The following is a 17,399-nucleotide window of genomic DNA, read 5'->3' as shown; positions in this document are numbered from 1 at the left end:
GGCGTTGGTCCCACACCGGATCCGGCCGCCACGCGGCCGGATCCGGTCCGACAAGATTTCGGCCCCGCCAGGGGTCCGCGCGGATTGGAATCCCGAGATGAGCCAGTCGAGGCTGGAAGACGTGCTCCCACTGTCGCCGTTGCAGGAGGGGCTGTGGTTCCACAGCCTCTACGACTCCGACGGCGTGGAGGTTTACAACACCCAGCTCGTCCTCGAACTGGCGGGCGCGGTCGACCCGGAGCGGTTCCGGGAGGCGCTGCGGCTGCTGCTGGAGCGGCACGCGAACCTGCGGGCCGGCTTCCGCCAGCGCAAGGGCGGGCAGCCGATCCAGTACGTGGTCCGCGACGTCGAGCCCGCGTGGGAGGTCGTCGACCTCCCGGCCGACGGGCTCGACGACTTCCTCGCGGCCGACCGGGTGCGCCGATTCGACGTCCGCACCCCACCACTGCTGCGCTGCACCCTCGTGCGACTGCCGGACCGCACCAGCCGCCTGGTGATCACCAACCACCACCTGCTGCTGGACGGCTGGTCCGCGCCACTGCTGATCGACGAGCTCTTCGCGTTCTACCGCGACGGAGCGGCGGCCGGCCTGCGGCCGGTCACCCCGTACAAGCGGTACCTGCGCTGGGTGTCCGAACAGGACCCGGCGGTGTCGGAGCGGGTGTGGCGCGAATCCCTGTCCGGCCTCGACGCACCGACGCGCGTCGCGGAGGCCGGCCGCACCGCGGCTCTGCCCGAACGCGCCTGGCTGACCATGCCCGCCGACGGGCTGGACGAGCTGTGCAGGCGGCGCGGCCTGACCGTCAACACACTCGTGCAGGGCGCCTGGGCCACCGTGCTGGGACAGCTCACCGGCTCCGCCGACGTGGTGTTCGGTGCGACGGTGTCGGGCAGGCCGCCCGAGATCGAGGGCATCGAGACGATGATCGGCCTGTTCATCAACACCCTCCCGGTGCGGGTGCGGCTGGACCCGGCGGCGTCGGTGGCCGAGAACCTCGCGCGCCTGCAGGCCGAGCAGTCGCGGCTGCTCGCGCACCAGCACGTGAGCCTGGCCGAGGTGCAGCGCGTCGCCGGGCTCGGGCCGCTGTTCGACACGCTGCTGGTGTTCGAGAACTACCCGCTGGACTCGCTCGCCGACGACGAGGACGACCAGGCAGGCCCGCGCATCACCGGCGTCGACGGCGGGGGAGCCACGCACTACCCGCTCGGCCTGGTCGTGGCCAGGACCGAGGACGGCCTGCAGTTCCGGCTCGACCACCGGCCCGAGGAGTTCGACGCCGCGGAGCTCCTGGCGCGCCTGCGGCGCTTCCTCGAGGCGTTCGCCGCCGAGCCGGACCAGCCACTCGGGCGCGTCGAACTGCTCGAAACCGCGCAGCGACACCGGATCCTGCACGAGTTCAACGACGACGAGCCCGCTCCGGAAGGCCCGAGCGTCGTCGAGCGCTTCGAGGAGCGGGTCCGCCTGGCACCCGAGCACCCGGCCGTCGTGCACGACAGCGGCGCCGTCAGCTACCGCGAGCTGAACGAGCGGGTCAACCGGCTCGCGCACCACCTCATCGCGGCCGGTGTCGGTCCGGGGAGCCTGGTGGGGGTCGCGCTCCCCAGGTCGGTGGAACTGGTCACCGCCCTGTTCGCGGTGGTCAAGGCGGGCGCCGCGTACGTGCCGGTGGAACCCGACCACCCTGCCGAGCGCATCGAGCACATCCTGCGCGACGCGGCGCCGGATCTCGTCATCACGACCAGCGACGTGCGGGTCCCCGCGCGCAACCTCCTCCTGCTGGACGAGCCGCTGCCGGAGCACCCGGCCACCAACCCGGGACGCGCGGTCGCAGGCCCGATGTACGTGCTCTACACCTCGGGCTCCACCGGTCGCCCGAAGGGCGTCGTGGTCCCGGCCCGCGCGGTGCTGCACCGCCTGGACGGCATGCAGCGGGCCTACCGGCTCGACGCGTCGGACCGGGTGCTGCAGAAGACCCCGGCCGGTTTCGACGTCTCGGTGTGGGAGTTCTTCTGGACGCTCAACGAAGGTGCCACGCTGGTGCTGGCCGCCGACGGCGGGCACCGCGACGTCGACCACCTGGCCGCGGTGATCCGCGAGCACGGGGTCACCACCGTCCACTTCGTACCTCCGGTGCTGCGGATGTTCCTGGAGACACCGCAGGCCGGGGAGTGCACCTCGCTGCGCCGGGTGTTCACCGGCGGCGAGTCGCTGCCCGCGGACCTGCAGCGCCGGGTGTGGGAGCTGCTCGACGTCCGGCTGCACCACCTCTACGGCCCGACCGAGGCGACCATCGACGTCACCTTCCACGACTGCGAGCCGGGCCGGGTCGACGATCCCGCCCCCATCGGCAAGCCGGTGCCCGGCGCCCGGCTCTACGTGCTCGACGGCGCGTTGCGCCCGGTGCCGGTCGGCACCACCGGCGAGCTGTACCTGGCAACCACCCAGCTCGCCCACGGCTACCACCGGCGTGCTCCGCTGACCGCGGAGCGGTTCGTGGCCGATCCGTTCGGCGCGCCGGGCAGCCGGATGTACCGGTCCGGTGACCTCGCCAGGTGGCGCAAGGACGGGGTGCTGGAGTTCGCCGGGCGGGCCGACGACCAGGTCAAGGTGCGCGGTGCGCGCATCGAGCCGGGCGAGATCGAGGCCGTCGCCCGCGAGCACCCCTCGGTCGGCCAGGTCGCGGTGGTCGTCCGCGGCGACCGCCGGGGACAGGAGAGGCTGACCGCCTACGTGGTCGGCGAGGCCGGGCCGCTGCGCGAGCACCTGCGGCGCCATCTCCCCGACTACATGGTGCCGACCTCGTTCGTCGAGCTCGGCGCGTTGCCGCTCACCCCCAGCGGCAAGCTCGACCGCAGGGCGCTTCCCGCTCCGGAGCACGAGATTCCGGCTTCCGGCTCGGTGCCGCGTTCACCGCGCGAGGAGATCCTCTGCAGCCTGTTCGAGGAAGTCCTCGGCGTGACCCGGGTGCGTCCCGAGGACAGCTTCTTCGAGCTGGGCGGCCATTCGCTGCTGGCGACCCGGCTGATCAGCCGCATCCGCGCGGGTTTCGACGTGGAGCTCGCGGTGCGCGCTGTGTTCGAGTCGCCGACGGTGGCAGGCCTGGCCGCCCGGCTGGACGGCGCGGGCGAGGCGCGCCCGGCGGTGCGACCCTTGCCGCGCCAGGAGCGCGTCCCGCTGTCGTTCGCCCAGCAGCGGCTGTGGTTCCTCCAGCAGCTCGAAGGACCCAGCGCCACCTACAACATCCCGATGACGCTGCGGCTTTCCGGTCTGCTCGACACCGACGCCCTCCAGGCGGCGATCGGCGATGTCGCCGAGCGGCACGAGAGCCTGCGCACCGTGTTCCCCGCCGTCGGCGGCACGCCCTACCAGCGGGTCCTGCCGGACCTGCCAGTGCTGCACGTCGTTGCGGCCGATCGCGTCGAGGAGCAGGTGGCCGAAGCGGCGCGCACGCCGTTCGACCTCGCCGCGGAACCGCCGCTGCGGACGAGCCTGTTCGTGCTGGGTCCGCAGGAGCACGTACTTCTCGTGCTGCTGCACCACATCGCCGGTGACGGCAGGTCCAGCGGTCTGCTCGCGCGCGACCTGGCCACTGCCTACGCGGCGCGCTGCGAGGGCCGTGGCCCGCGCTGGTCGCCGCTGCCGGTGCAGTACGCCGACTACGCCCAGTGGCAGCGCGACCTGCTCGGCCGTGAGGACGACCCGGAGAGCCTGGTGGCGCGCCAGCTCGCCTTCTGGCGGGACAGCCTCGACGGTGTGCCGCTGGAGCTGTCGCTCCCCACCGACCGGCCGCGCCCGGCGGTCGCCACCAACCGGGGCGAGGGGGTGGAGTTCGACGTCGGCCCCGAGGTCCACCACGCGCTGGCCGCGGTGGCCCGGTCGAACCAGGCGAGCGTGTTCATGGTGGTGCAGAGCGCGATCGCGGCGCTGCTGACCAGGATGGGCGCCGGGACCGACATCCCGCTGGGCACCTCGGTCAGCGGCCGGGGCGACGAGGCGCTGGACGAGCTGGTCGGTTTCTTCGTCAACACGCTGGTGCTGCGCACCGACACCTCCGGCGACCCGTCCTTCACCGACCTCCTCGGCCGGGTCCGCCAGGCCGACCTGGCCGCCTACGCCAACCAGGACGTCCCGTTCGAGCGGCTGGTCGAGGTCGTCAACCCGGCCCGGTCGATGTCGCGGCACCCGCTGTTCCAGGTCATGCTCGACTTCCACCGCGACGAGCGCACCGAGTTCGGTCTCACCGGTCTGGTCGTCGAGCGCGAGACCAGCAGCACCGACATGGCCAAGGTCGATCTGACCTTCCACGTCGAGGAGTCCTACGACGACGGCGGCGCCCCGACCGGTCTGCGAGGCGTGCTGGAATACGCCACCGACCTGTTCGACCAGCGCACCGCCGACTCCATCGCGGCCCGGCTGGTGCGGGTGCTCGCCGAGGTGGCCGCCGATCCGGCGACGACGATCGGCGAGCTGGACGTGCTGCCCGACGACGAGCGTGACCGCGTCCTGCGGCGCTGGAACGACACCGCGCACGAGGTCGTGCCGGTGACCCTGCCGGACCTGATCGAGCAGCAGGTCAGGCGTACCCCGCACGCCCCGGCGGTCTCGTTCGGGGACACCGGGATCGACTACGCCGAGCTCAACCGCCGCGCCAACCGGCTCGCCCGGCTGCTGCTCGAACGCGGCGCGGGACCCGAGCGGTTCGTGGCCATCGCGCTGCCCAGGTCGGTGGACTTGGTCGTCGCGCTGTTGGCGGTGCTGAAGACCGGCGGCGCCTACCTGCCGCTGGACCCCGCGCACCCGGCGGAGCGGATCGGGTTCATGCTCGACGACGTCCGCCCGGTGCTCGTGCTGACCGACCGCGGCTGCGCCGATCGGATTCCCAGTACCACTCCGCGGCTGCTCGTCGACGAAGTCGACACGTCCACCGTGGACGACCGCGATCCGCGGCGGTCGCTCGGCATGCGCAACGCCGCGTTCGTGATCTTCACCTCCGGCTCGACCGGCAGGCCCAAGGGCGTGGTCGTCCAGCACGACTCGCTCAACGGCTACCTGTCGTGGGTGCGCTCGGCGTACCCGGCGGTCGCCGGACGCGCGCTGGTGCACTCGCCGGTGTCGTTCGACCTGACCGTCACCGGTCTGTTCGCCCCGCTGACGACCGGCGGCTGCGCGCAGCTGGTCGAGCTCGACGAGTCCGCCGAACTGGGCGGCCACCGGCCCACCTTCGTCAAGGCCACCCCGAGCCACCTGCCGGTGCTGCTGACGCTGCCGCCGGAGTGCTCGCCGACCCGCCAGCTCGTCCTCGGCGGCGAGTCGCTGGTGGGGGAGGTGCTGGAGCAGTGGCGTGCCCGGCACCCGGAGGCGACGGTGATCAACGAGTATGGGCCGACCGAGACCACGGTCGGCTGCACCGAGTTCCGGATCGAGCCCGGCGAACCGGTGCCCTCCGGCGTGGTGACGATCGGGCGGCCGATCTGGAACACCCGGATGTACGTGCTGGACGCGGCCCTGCGGCCGGCCCCGGTCGGCGTCGAGGGCGAGCTCTACATCGCGGGCGACCTGGTGACCCGCGGCTACCTGAACCGCCCCGGGCTGACCTCGTCGAAGTTCGTGGCCGACCCGTTCGGCCCGCCCGGCTCCCGGTTCTACCGCTCCGGGGACATCGCGCGGTGGAACGCCGACGGCATGCTCGAGTTCATCGCGCGGGTCGACGACCAGGTGAAGATCCGCGGTTTCCGGATCGAGCTCGGCGAGATCGACACCGTCCTCAACCAGCACCCGGCCGTCCGGCACGCCGCCGCGATCGTGCGCGAGGACACCCCCGGCGACAAGCGGCTGGTGGCCTACGTCGTGCCGGAGGGCGAGCTCGACGCTGCCGGGCTGCGCGACCACGTGGCCGACCGGCTGCCGGAATACATGGTGCCGGTCGCGTTCGTGACGATGGACGCGCTGCCGCTGACCGGCAACCGCAAGCTGGACCGCAATGCCCTGCCGGCCCCGGAGTTCGCGGCCGAGGAGGGCTGCCGGGCGCCCCGCGACGAGCGCGAGGAAATCCTCTGCGGACTGTTCGCGGAAGTCCTGGGCATCGACTCCGTCGGGATCGACGACGGGTTCTTCGAAATGGGCGGGCACTCGCTGCTGGCCACGCGGCTGATCAGCCGCATCCGTGCGGAGCTGGGTGCGGACGTGGGGATCCGGGCGCTGTTCGAGTCGCCCACGGTCGCCGGCATCTCCGAACGGCTCGGCGCGTCCCGACCGGTGCGCCCACCGCTGGAGCCGAAGGCCAGGCCCGAGCTGGTCCCGCTGTCGTTCGCGCAGCGCAGGCTGTGGTTCCTCCACCAGATGGAGGGACCGAGCCCCACCTACAACATCCCACTGGTGCTGCGGCTCGCCGGAGAGCTGGACCGCGACGCGCTGCGGGCGGCGGTCGCCGACGTGGTGGCCAGGCACGAGAGCCTGCGCACGGTTTTCCCCCACGTCGGCGGCACGCCGCACCAGCACGTCCTCGACCACGCCGAACCGGTCGTGGTCGACGGGACCGGGACGTTGGAAGAGGCGGCGCGCTACTCCTTCGACCTGGCGCGCGAGGTGCCGCTGCGGGTCGTCGTGTTCGAGGGAGGTCCCGGTGAGCACGTGGTGCTGGTGCTGCTGCACCACATCACCGCCGACGGCACCTCGCAGGGGCCGCTGGTCCGCGACCTCGCGTCGGCCTACGGGGCGCGCGTCCGCGGCACTGCTCCACAGTGGACGCCACTTCCCGTGCAGTACGCCGACTTCGCGCTGTGGCAGCGCGAAGTGCTCGGTGACGAGGACGACCCGCGTTCCGGCGTGGCCCGGCAACTGTCGTTCTGGCGCAGGACCCTGGAGGGAGCACCGGACCGGATCGAGCTGCCCACCGATCGGCCCCGGCCGGCGGTGGCCTCGCACCGGGGCGACTCCCTGGAGTTCGGCATCGACGCCGACACCCACGCCGCGCTGTCGCGGCTCGCGGCCGAGCACGACGCCACGCCGTTCATGGTCCTGCACGCCTGCCTGGCGGCCGTGCTGACCAAGCTCGGCGCGGGCGAGGACATCCCGGTCGGCACCGTCGTGGCCGGTCGCGCAGACCCGGCGCTGGACGAGCTGGTCGGCTTCTTCGTCAACACGCTGGTGCTGCGCACCGACACCTCGGGCGATCCCACCTTCGCCGACCTGCTCGCGCGGGTCCGGGAAGCGGACCTGGCGGCCTATGCGCACCAGGACATCCCGTTCGAGCGGCTGGTGGAGATCGTCAACCCGGCGCGTTCGCTGTCGCACCACCCGCTGTTCCAGGTCGCGTTCGCCTTCCAGGGCGAGGACGACGGCGACGAGCCGCGGTGGCCCGGGCTGCACGTCGAGGTGGAAGGCGCCGGAGCGGGCGCGGCGAAGGTCGACCTGGCCCTGAGCGTGCGCGAGAACCGGGACGGCGCGGGGCGACCGGCGGGGGTGGACGGCGTCGTCTCCTACAGCACCGACCTGTTCGACGAGGACACCGCCCGATCGGTGGCCGAGCGCTTCGTCCGGCTGCTGGAGCAGGTGGTGACCGACCCGCGGCTCCGGCTGTCGCAGGTGGACGTGCTGACCGGCCGGGAGCGCGAGGCGCTCGCGGTGCGCCCGGCGGATCCGTCGGCGCAACCCAGCTGGCCGGAGCTGTTCGAGCGGCAGGTGCGCCGCGTGCCGGGCAACCTCGCGGTGGACTCCCGAGACGGACGCTGGACCTACGCCGAGCTCAACGAGCGGGCGAACCGGTTCGCGCACCACCTGATCGGCCTCGGGATCGGGCCCGGCGACGTGGTGGCGCTGGCCCTGCCGAAGTCGGGCGAACTGGTCGCGGCGATCATCGCCGTGCTCAAGACCGGTGCCGCTTACCTGCCCGTGGACGTCGAGTACCCGGCCGAGCGGATCCGCCACCTGCTCGAGGACGTCGCGCTGGTGGTCTCCACCGCGGGTGTCGAACTGCCGCGTCCGGCCCTGCTGATCGACTCCGGCTTCGCAGCGCACCCGGCGACCGACCCGACCGACGCGGAGCGCAACGCACCGCTGCGCGCGGAGTCAGCCGCCTACGTCATCACCACGTCGGGCTCGACCGGACTACCCAAGGGCGTTGTGGTTTCCCACGCCGGGTTCGCGACGCTGTCGGGCAACCACGTGCGTTCCTACGGGGTGCGCGAGGACAGCCGCGTGTACCAGTACGTGTCGCCGAGCTTCGACGTGTCGGTGGCGGAGCTGTGCATGGCGCTGCTGACGGGTGCGTGCCTGGTGGTGCCGCGGCGGACCGCGACCGGGGCCGAGCTGGCCGTCGAACTGGACCGCGAGCGCGTCACGCACCTGCACATCCCGCCGTCGGTGCTGGCCACCGTGCCCAGGGTGGAGCTGCCGCACCTGCGGTGCCTCGTCACCGGCGCCGAGCCGTGCCCGGCCGAGCTGGTCGAGTTCTTCGGCCGGGGCCGGACCATGATCAACGCCTACGGTCCGACCGAGGCCACCGTGGAGGTGACCTGGGCGCGGTGCGAACCCGGCGTGCACCCGGTGCCGATCGGCCTCCCGCTGGACGGCGCCGCCGCCTACGTCCTGGACTCCCGTCTGCGACCGGTGCCGGCCGGGGTGGCCGGCGAGCTCTACGCCGCCGGCCCAGGTCTCGCGCAGGGATACCGCGGCCGGTTCGGGCTCACCGCCGAGCGCTTCGTCGCGAACCCGTTCGGCCCGCGCGGTTCGCGGATGTACCGGACCGGCGACCTCACCAGGTGGGGCGCCGACGGGCGGTTGGAGTACCTGGGACGTGCCGACGACCAGGTGAAGGTGCGCGGCTTCCGGATCGAGCCGGGCGAGGTCGAGGCGGTCCTGGCCGCCCATCCCGGCGTCGAGCAGGCACGCGTGGTGGTCCGCGAGGACCGGCCCGGTGACAGGCGGCTCGTGGGCTACGTCGTCGGGCGGGCTGCCGCGCCGGAGCTGCTGCGGCACGCGCGCGAGGCGCTGCCGGACTACATGGTGCCCTCGGCGGTCGTGGCGCTCGACGAGATGCCGTTGACGGCCAACGGGAAGCTCGACCGGGACCGGCTCCCGCGCCCGCTCGCCGCGCCGGTGGGGGCGTACCGCAGGCCGCGTTCGCCGCGGGAGGAAGTGCTCTGCGACCTCTTCGGCGAGGTGCTGGGCGTGGGCACCGTCGGCATCGACGACGGGTTCTTCGAGACGGGCGGGCACTCGCTGCTGGCCACCCAGCTCGTCAGCCGGGTCCGCGAGGTGCTCGGCGCGGAGCTCGGCGTGCAGTCGGTCTTCCGTGCTCCTACCGTCGCCGAGCTCGCCGAACTGCTCGACGACGACGGCGATGGCTTCGACGTCCTGCTCGGGTTGCGCGGAGGAGAAGGTCAGGCGCTGTTCTGCGTGCACCCGGCGACCGGGCTGTCGTGGTGCTACTCGGGTCTGCTGCGCCACACCGACATGCCGCTGCACGGCCTGCAACTGCGCGGGATCGACGGCCGGGACCCCCTGCCGGCAAGCCTCGGCGAGCTCGCCTCGGACTACGCCGACCAGATCCAGAAGGTCCGGCCTCATGGCCCGTACCACCTGCTCGGGTACTCCCTCGGCGGCAACATCGCGCACGCGGTGGCCGCGGAGCTTCACTCGCGCGGCGAGCAGGTGGGGATGCTGGCGATGCTGGACTCGTCCACCTCGGACCTCGGCCTGGCCGAGGACGAGGTGCTGGCCCGGCTGTTCGACGACGTGGTCGGCGATACCGAGCGCGGAAGCGCCGAGCACCAGCGTCGCCGCATCGCGCAGGCGCTCGGCGAAGGCGTGCTGAGCGTGCTGCCCGCGCGGCATCTGCCGTCCGCGGTGGACGCCATCGTCAACAGCGTCCGGCTGGCAGCCGGGCACCGGCCCGACGTCGTCGACGGCGACGTGCTGCTGGTGACGTCGCGGTCCAACGACGACCTCGGCCCGCAGTGGGAGCCGTACGTGCGCGGCCGGGTGTGCGTGGAGCGCGTCGATTGCACGCACGACGAGATGCTCGGCAGTGGTCCGCTCGGCGAGATCGCGGCTCTGGTGCGGCAGCGGATGGCCGACCGGGAGCCGGCGGAGGCCGCGATGCCGTTCTGACATGCCGGATCGGCGGCTGATCGTCCACGGCGCCGGCCGGTTGCCTGCGCCGTGGACGAAAGCCCGGTGATCCCGTGAGCCGGCCCGGTACGGGCAGACCGACCTCACCGTCCGGTTCCGCGACCGTCTGACGGCAGCGGCGCAGGTGGCTCCGCTGCGTGTCCAGCATGTGCACGGCGATGCCGCCGCAGGTGGCCACAACACACAAGCCGCTGTCCACAACGGCCTGAAAGGACGAGGCCGCAACAGCGCGAGCACGTCTGTGCTTCCGTGTGCGCGAAGCTCCCGCCGGCGGTCGGCGAGCCATGGAAGTTGTCGCGATATTGCCCCGATAAACGCCGTTCCTATGGTCGGTCGCATGCTCGACTCGTTCACCGTCGAGTCGCCGTTCGTGCGGCGTGCTCGGCGTACCGACCCGCGGGTCCGGTTGTTCTGCTTCCCGCACGCCGGCGCCGGTGCGGCCACCTTCGCCGAATGGCCGCGGCTGCTGCCCCCGGAGGTCGAGCTGATCGCGCTCCAGCTCCCCGGCCGGGAGGACCGGATCCGCGAACAGCCGCTGACCGACCTCACCGCCGCGGTGCGCACGCTCGGGCTCACGATGCGTCCCTACCTCCGGGGGCCGTTCGCGTTCTTCGGTCACAGCGGTGGCGCGCTGCTGGCCTTCGAGCTGGCCCGGGCGCTGCGGGGCCGCGGCGGACCGCAGCCGGAGCACCTGCTGCTCAGCGGCGAGGTCGCGCCGGACCGGCCGCCGGTGGCCGAGCCGATCCACGAGCTGCCCGACGAGGAGTTCGTCGCGGCGCTGGGATCGCTGGGCGGGACCGCCGAGTCGGTGGCCGGCGACCCCGAGCTGATGCGGCTGCTGCTCCCCGCGCTGCGCGCCGACTTCACGCTCGGCGAGCGCTACGAGTACCGCCCCGAGCCACCGCTGGCGGCGGCCATCACCGTCCTGGGTGGACACGACGACGAACGCGCCCCGGAGCAGGCGATGCGGGCGTGGCAGGAACAGACCAGCGGCGCTTTCCGGCTCCGGATTTTCGAGGGCGGCCACTTCTACCTCAACGACCGCCCCCGGGAGCTGGCGGAGGAGATCGGGCGGCTCCTCCTCGGCGGGGACCAGCCGCGCACCGAGGAGGTTCGGCCCAGATGTCCAGCGAGTTGATGGCGGAGCTGTCCGCGGCGGTCCGCGCGCACGCCGGTGTCTCCGACGCCGCCTGCGGCGTCCGCAGGCAGGCGCGGTCGCGGGCGGCGACGCCCGCGCGCACGCCGGTCACCGGCGCGACCGCCGAGCGCGAGGTCGGCGGGGCGGACCTGCCGACGGCCGAGGTCCACGGCGGCGAGCTGCCGCACGACCCGTCGGCCCCTACAACCCTGCAGGAAGGATTGCGGCTGGCCGCCGAACTGGCCCCCGATCGCGGAACCACGTTCATCGCCGCCGACGGCGGTGAGAGCTTCCAGAGCTACGCCGAGCTGCTCACCGAGGCGCGGGAGCTGCTCGCCGGGCTCGGCGAACGCGGGCTGGCGCCGGGCGACTCGGTGCTGTTCCAGTTCGCAGGCAACCGGAACTTCGTCACCGCGTTCTGGGCGTGCGTGCTCGGCGGCTACGTTCCGACCCCGTGCGGGGTCCCGCTCGGGTTCGACCGCGAGAACGCCGGTACACGCAAGCTGCGCAACGCGTGGGAGCTGCTGGGCCGCCCGGTGATCCTCACCGACGCCGAGCTGCTGGAAGGGGTCCGGGGGCTCGGTTCCGGCTGGGACGCCGAGATCACCGCCTACTGCAACGAGGAACTGCGCCGCGCCGGTGCCGACGCCGATCCCCACCCGGTCGAACCCGGTGACCCGGCCGTGCAACTGCTCACCTCGGGCAGCACCGGTGTGCCCAAGTGCGTCCGGCACGCCCACGCCAGCATCATCGCCCGCACGCTGGCCAGCGCCGCGGTCAACGGCTTCGGCGAGCACGACGTGTCGCTGAACTGGATCCCCATGGACCACGTCGGCGGCGTCATCATGCACAACGTCAGCAACGTGGTCCTGCGCCACCAGCACGTCAACGCCGAGACGGACGCGTTCCTGGCCGACCCGCTGGTGTGGATGGACTGGGTGCACCGGTTCCGGGTGACCAACACCTGGGCCCCGAACTTCGCCTTCTCGCTGTTCAACGACAACGCCGAACGCGCGGCCGGCCGCGCGTGGGATCTGTCGTGCCTGCGCCACATCTGCAACGGCGGTGAGGCGGTGGTGACCCGCACCGCGCAGCGGTTCCTGGAGGTGCTGCGGCCCTACGGCCTGCCCGCGGACGCGCTGCTGCCGACCTTCGGGATGTCGGAGATCGCCTCCGGCACCATCTACTCCAGGCTCTCGGCCGACGACCCGGCGCAGGGCACCATCAGCGTCGAGAAAGCCTCGCTCGGCGGCAGGCTGCGCGTGGTGCCGCCCCGGGACGTCCCGGAGGTCATCACCTTCACCGAGGTCGGCCGCCCGCTGCCGGGGCTGGCGCTGCGGATCGCCGACGACCACGACCGGCCGCTGCCCGAGGACCACGTCGGCCGGGTGCAGTTCTCCGGCAGCACGATGATGACCGGCTACTACCGCAACGACGAGGCCAACCGGAAGGCCTGCACCGAGGACGGCTGGTTCAACAGCGGTGACCTCGGCTTCGTCCACGACGGCAGGCTGACGCTCACCGGACGCGACAGCGACCTCATCGTCATCCAGGGCGTGAACTACCTGAACTTCGACATCGAGTCCGTCGTGGAGCAGGTGCCCGGCACCGAGGTCACCTTCGTGGCCGCGTGCAACGACGCGGGGGAGGGCACCGACACCGACCGGCTGGTCGTCTTCTTCGTGCCCGCGTCCGCCGACGTGGCGGGCACGGTGGCCGCGATCAGGGCCAGGCTGGCCTTCGACATCGGGTTGCAGCCGCACCAAGTGGTTCCGGTCGAGCGCGAGGCGTTCCCCAAGACCGGCAGCGGCAAGATCCAGCGTTCCCAGCTCGTCGCCGACCTGCGCGCGGGCAAGTTCGCCGACGCGCTGCGCGCCCTGGAGGGCGGTCCGGTCGAGGAGGAGCCCCCGTCCGAGGACAACTGGTTCTTCGAGCGGGTCTGGACCGCGCAGTCCATTGTGGAGTCCGAGTCCCGCGCGGGTGTGCGGGTGCTGTTCGCCGACGTCGAGCGGGAGCAGTGGCTCGGCGAGCACGACGTGGTCGTCCTGCCGGGTACGCGCTTCGCCCGCGACGGCAACCGCTTCTCCATCGACGACGCCAACCCGGCGCACTACCGCGAACTGCTCACCGCGGTTCGAAGCGACTTCGGCCGGATCGACGCCGTGGTGCACGCATGGGCTGCGACACCGGGAGGAGACATCGACGCCGGTCTCCGCTCCGGTGCGCTGTCGGTGCGGATGCTGCTCGGCGAGCTGGCCTCGTGGGAGCGCCGGCCCGAGGTCCTCGTCCTCACCACCGGCGGCGTGCGCACCGGCGACGGCGACGCGGTGGACGTCGCCAAGGGCGCGCTGCCCGGCCTGGTCCGCACGGCCGTCGCCGAGGGCGCGGTCCCGGTGCTGCGGCAGGTCGACCTGCCGGCGGCCACGCCCGAGCGGTGGGCCGCGATCGTGCGCGCCGAGCTCGACGCGGTGCCCGACGCCGATGTGGTCGCACACCGCGGTGGCACCAGGCTGGTGCCCAGGCTGCGACCGGTGGAGCCCGAAGCCGGCAGCTCCCCCGCGCTGGTCCAGGGAGGGGTGTACGCGATCACCGGCGGTCTCGGCGGCATCGCGCAGCAGATCGCCGAGTACCTGCTGGCGGCCTACCAGGCGCGGTTGCTGCTGATCGGACGCAGTCCGGTCGCGGAGGGGACGCCGAAGGCGGAGCGGCTGGCAGACCTGCGCACGCTCGGCGAGGTCGAGTACCGGGCGCTGGACGTCGGCGACACCGCCGCCCTGCACAGCGCCGTCGCGCAGGCCGAGCGGCGGTGGGGGAGGTCGCTGGACGGGGTCCTGCACCTGGCGAGCAACGACGTCTCGCAGCAGTGGTCCCGGCTGGAGGAGCACACGGTCGCGCGCGCCTCGCGCGGCGAGTTCGCCCGGACCTACCGGGCCAAGGTGCACGGCACGATGGCCATCGCGGAGGTGCTGCGCGACCGGCCGGACACGCTGCTGGTGCTGTTCTCGTCGGTCAACGCCGAGTTCGGCGGCAGCTCCTTCGGCGCGTACTCCTCGGCGAACAGCTTCCTCAACGGCTTCGCCGACCACTGGGGCCACGAGCTCGGCAGGCCGGTGCGGTGCCTGTCGTGGAGCATGTGGACCGGCAGCGGGATGAACCGGGGCAGCCCGTCGGCCGCCGCGGCCTCGCGCGGGTTCGTGCCCATCGACGACGCGAGCGGGTTGTCGTCGTTGCTGACGGCGCTGGGACAGGACCGCGTGAACCTGCTGATCGGGCTCGACGGCCGCAACGAGGACATCATCGCCGAGCTCGCCCCGGAACATTCGCGCAGCACCGAGATCGTGGTGGCCTACAGCGGTGCCGGCGTGGACGAGGCGGAGCTGCGCGAGGCCACCGCCGAGCTGGTCGCCCGGTGCGAGGCCCCGGTGCGCTTCTCGCGGGTGGACCGCGTCCCGCGCGACGCGGCCGGCCGGGTCGACCAGGCCGGGCTGCTGGCGGCGGCGCGTGCGGCGTCGGCGGGGGAGCGCCGCCGCTACGCCGAGCCGGAGACGGACCTGGAGCGGCGGCTCGCCGCGATCTGGGGCGAGGTTCTCGGCCGCGAGCGGGTCGGACGCGACGACGCGTTCTTCGAGCTCGGCGGCAACTCCCTGCGCGCGGCGCAGCTCGTCGCGCGCATCAACGGCACGCTGCCCGCCAGGATGGCGGTGCACCAGCTCTACGACCACCCCACCGTCGGCCGCCTGGCCGAGGTGCTCGACAAGGCCCGGTGACGCGGCAGAGAGGAACGAGTCCGATGACCAACCCCTTCGAGGACCCCGACGGCACGTACCTGGTGCTGGTCAACGACGAGGGCCAGCACTCGCTGTGGCCCGCGTTCGCCGAGGTGCCCGCCGGGTGGACCGAGGTCCACGGCGAGGACACCCGCGACGCTTGCCTGGCCTACGTCGAGGAGCACTGGACCGACCTGCGGCCCAGGAGCCTCGTCGAGGCGATGGAGGCGGCCGGGAACTGATCCCGCGCCCCGCACGGCGGAGGTGGACTGCTCCCGCGGTCAACCTCCGCCGTTCGTCGTTGCGCGGCCGGCGGAATTCCGTCGCCGCGTCCGTCGGAGCCCGCCATGATGGCCGCGGGCCCACCAGAGGGAGGAAGACGATGACGGCATCGCGTCCGGCGGTCACCCGCCGCGCTCTGCTGGGAATGGCGGCGCTCGTGCCGCTGGCGGGATGCGCGAGGGGAGAGGCGCCGGCGGCGCCTCCGCCCGCCGTCGTGGCGCCCGATCACGACGACCACCTGGCCGGGCTGGAGCGGAAGTTCGGTGCGCGCCTGGGGGTGTACGCCCTGGCCACCGGCACCGGCGCGACCGTGGCCCACCGGGCGGACGAACGCTTCGCGTTCTGCTCGACGTTCAAGGCGCTGGCGACGGCCGCGGTCCTGCACCGCAACCCGATGTCGCACCTGGACGCGCTCGTCACCTACGGCGAGGCCGATCTCATGAAGAGCTCGGTCATCACCAGGCAGCACGTGTCCACGGGGATGACGATCCGCCAGCTGTGCGACGCCGCGGTCCGCTACAGCGACGGCACGGCGGGCAACCTGCTGCTGCGCGATCTCGGCGGGCCGGCCGAGCTGACCGCCTACGCTCGCGGCCTCGGTGACGAGGTGACCCGGATGGACCGGGTCGAGCCGCTGATCGTGGAAGCCACTCCGGGAGACCCCCGCGACACGAGTTCGCCTCGCGCGTTCGGCACCGACTTCGACGAGCTGGTGCTGAAGGACGCGCTGCCCGAGGACAAGCGCGCCTTCCTCCGCGACCTGCTCCAACGCGGCACCACCGGCGCCCGGCGCATCAAGGCCGCCGTCCCGCCGGGCTGGACCGTGGCGAACAAGACCGGCACCGGTGACTACGGCACGCTCAACGACATCGCCGTGGTGTGGCCGCCGGACTCCGCACCGCTGGTGATCGCGATCATGTCCAGCAAGCCCGCCAAGGACGCCGAGTACGACGAAGCCCTCCTCGCCGAGGCCGCCGCGCACGTCATCGCCACGCTGACCTGACGAGCCGCCCGGACCCACGGATGCGAACGCCCACCACGGTTTCTCCGCGGTGGGCGTCGGCACACGTGTCGGCGCCTCGGCTCAGCGCGCCCCGACGCCGCCGCTGGCCAGGTCCAGCGCATCGGTCTGGTAGACCTCGCGCACCCAGCTCGGCTGGTACAGCGAGTCGAGGTAGCGCTCCCCGAGGTCGGGGGCGATGGTCACCGCCGTGGTGGCGGGGCCGGCGTCGTTGGCGTCCATCCACCGGGTCGCGCCGCTGATGACCGTGCCGGTGGAGCCGCCGAACAGGAAGCCGCGCGCGGCCAGCCGGTGGCAGGTCCGCACGGTGTCGATCTCGTCGACCAGCACGACGTCGTCGACGAAGGACTCGTCGAGCAGCTGCGGCCGCACCCCGGTCCCCAGGCCGGGGATCATGCGGGGTGCGGCCGGGCCGCCGAAGGTGACCGAGCCGACCGCGTCGACCGCCACGACCTTCACGGCAGGGCGGAACCGCTTGAAGTACCGGGCGCAACCCATCAGGGTGCCCGTGGTGCCCGCTCCGACGAAGAGCACGTCGAGCTTGGGGAAGGCCCGGTCGATCGAGGGCGCGGTGGTCCGGTAGTGCGCCGACCAGTTGTCCGGGTTGGCGTACTGGTTCAGCCACACGTAGCGGTCGTCGCCCTCGCACAGCTCGCGGACGTGGGCGAGCCTGGCGGCCAGGAACCCGCCGTCGCGGTCGGGCTCGGTGATGGTGTGCACCTCGCAGCCCAGCGACTCCATCACCTGCTTGGTCGCCAGGTTGCACCGCGAGTCGGTCACGCACACGAACCGGTAGCCCCTGCTGGCGGCGATCACGCTCAGCGCCACCCCGAGGTTGCCCGACGACGACTCGACCAGGATCGAGCCGGGACCGAGCACCCCGGACCGCTCGGCCGCGGCCACCATCGCGTCGGCGGCCTTCAGCTTGATCGACCCGGCGAAGTTGAACCCCTCGCACTTGACGTACAGCGGGACGCCGAAGGTGGGCCGGAGGTCGACGTAGAGGTCGTCCTCGTTGAATTCGTGCGGCTGCGAAATGATGGGCACCGAGCTATCTCC

The 17,399-nt window shown here is 72.7% G+C and carries 6 protein-coding genes; 5 read left to right on the top strand and 1 reads right to left on the bottom strand.

What is annotated here, in order from left to right; genetic code table 11:
• The first annotated feature begins 97 nt into the window (after nucleotides 1–97).
• The 5 genes from SACE_RS20785 (at nucleotide 98) to bla (ending at nucleotide 16,322) form a co-directional block, all read left to right on the top strand.
• Nucleotides 98–10,111: a non-ribosomal peptide synthetase gene (locus tag SACE_RS20785; RefSeq protein ID WP_011874294.1), complete on the top strand. Its 10,014-nt coding sequence runs from the start codon at nucleotides 98–100 to the stop codon at nucleotides 10,109–10,111.
• Nucleotides 10,112–10,469: 358 nt separating this feature from the next.
• A complete protein-coding gene (locus tag SACE_RS20780) occupies nucleotides 10,470–11,270 on the top strand; it encodes a thioesterase II family protein (protein WP_231849713.1) in 801 nt (266 codons plus the stop codon).
• Nucleotides 11,255–15,037 carry an SDR family oxidoreductase gene (locus SACE_RS20775; RefSeq protein ID WP_009948745.1) on the top strand — a complete coding sequence of 1,261 codons (3,783 nt, stop codon included), beginning with the start codon at nucleotides 11,255–11,257 and terminating at the stop codon, nucleotides 15,035–15,037. The genes SACE_RS20780 and SACE_RS20775 overlap by 16 nt, the downstream gene beginning before the upstream one ends.
• Nucleotides 15,038–15,060: 23 nt before the next feature.
• Entirely contained in the window at nucleotides 15,061–15,279 is a 219-nt protein-coding gene (locus SACE_RS20770) for an MbtH family protein (RefSeq protein WP_009948746.1), read from the top strand.
• Nucleotides 15,280–15,419: 140 nt separating this feature from the next.
• Nucleotides 15,420–16,322 carry a class A beta-lactamase gene (bla, locus tag SACE_RS20765; RefSeq protein WP_009948748.1) on the top strand — a complete coding sequence of 301 codons (903 nt, stop codon included), beginning with the start codon at nucleotides 15,420–15,422 and terminating at the stop codon, nucleotides 16,320–16,322.
• An 81-nt stretch (nucleotides 16,323–16,403) separates the two neighbouring features.
• On the opposite strand, the gene sbnA is transcribed toward bla, so the two are convergent.
• Nucleotides 16,404–17,387, bottom strand: a complete 984-nt coding sequence (sbnA, locus tag SACE_RS20760) for a 2,3-diaminopropionate biosynthesis protein SbnA (RefSeq protein WP_009948749.1) — start codon at nucleotides 17,385–17,387, stop codon at nucleotides 16,404–16,406.
• Nucleotides 17,388–17,399: the final 12 nt, after the last annotated feature.

Source organism: Saccharopolyspora erythraea NRRL 2338 (assembly GCF_000062885.1).
GTDB classification, from domain to species: domain Bacteria; phylum Actinomycetota; class Actinomycetes; order Mycobacteriales; family Pseudonocardiaceae; genus Saccharopolyspora_D; species Saccharopolyspora_D erythraea.
This window is presented reverse-complemented; position numbering and strand designations above follow the sequence as displayed.

Excerpts from the sequence above, each read along its gene's own strand:
- SACE_RS20775 (WP_009948745.1), top strand. The coding sequence starts at position 11,255 with ATGTCCAGCGAGTTGATGGCGGAGCTGTCCGCGGCGGTCCGCGCGCAC.
- SACE_RS20785 (WP_011874294.1), top strand. The coding sequence starts at position 98 with ATGAGCCAGTCGAGGCTGGAAGACGTGCTCCCACTGTCGCCGTTGCAG.
- bla (WP_009948748.1), top strand. The coding sequence starts at position 15,420 with ATGACGGCATCGCGTCCGGCGGTCACCCGCCGCGCTCTGCTGGGAATG.
- SACE_RS20770 (WP_009948746.1), top strand. The coding sequence starts at position 15,061 with ATGACCAACCCCTTCGAGGACCCCGACGGCACGTACCTGGTGCTGGTC.
- SACE_RS20780 (WP_231849713.1), top strand. The coding sequence starts at position 10,470 with ATGCTCGACTCGTTCACCGTCGAGTCGCCGTTCGTGCGGCGTGCTCGG.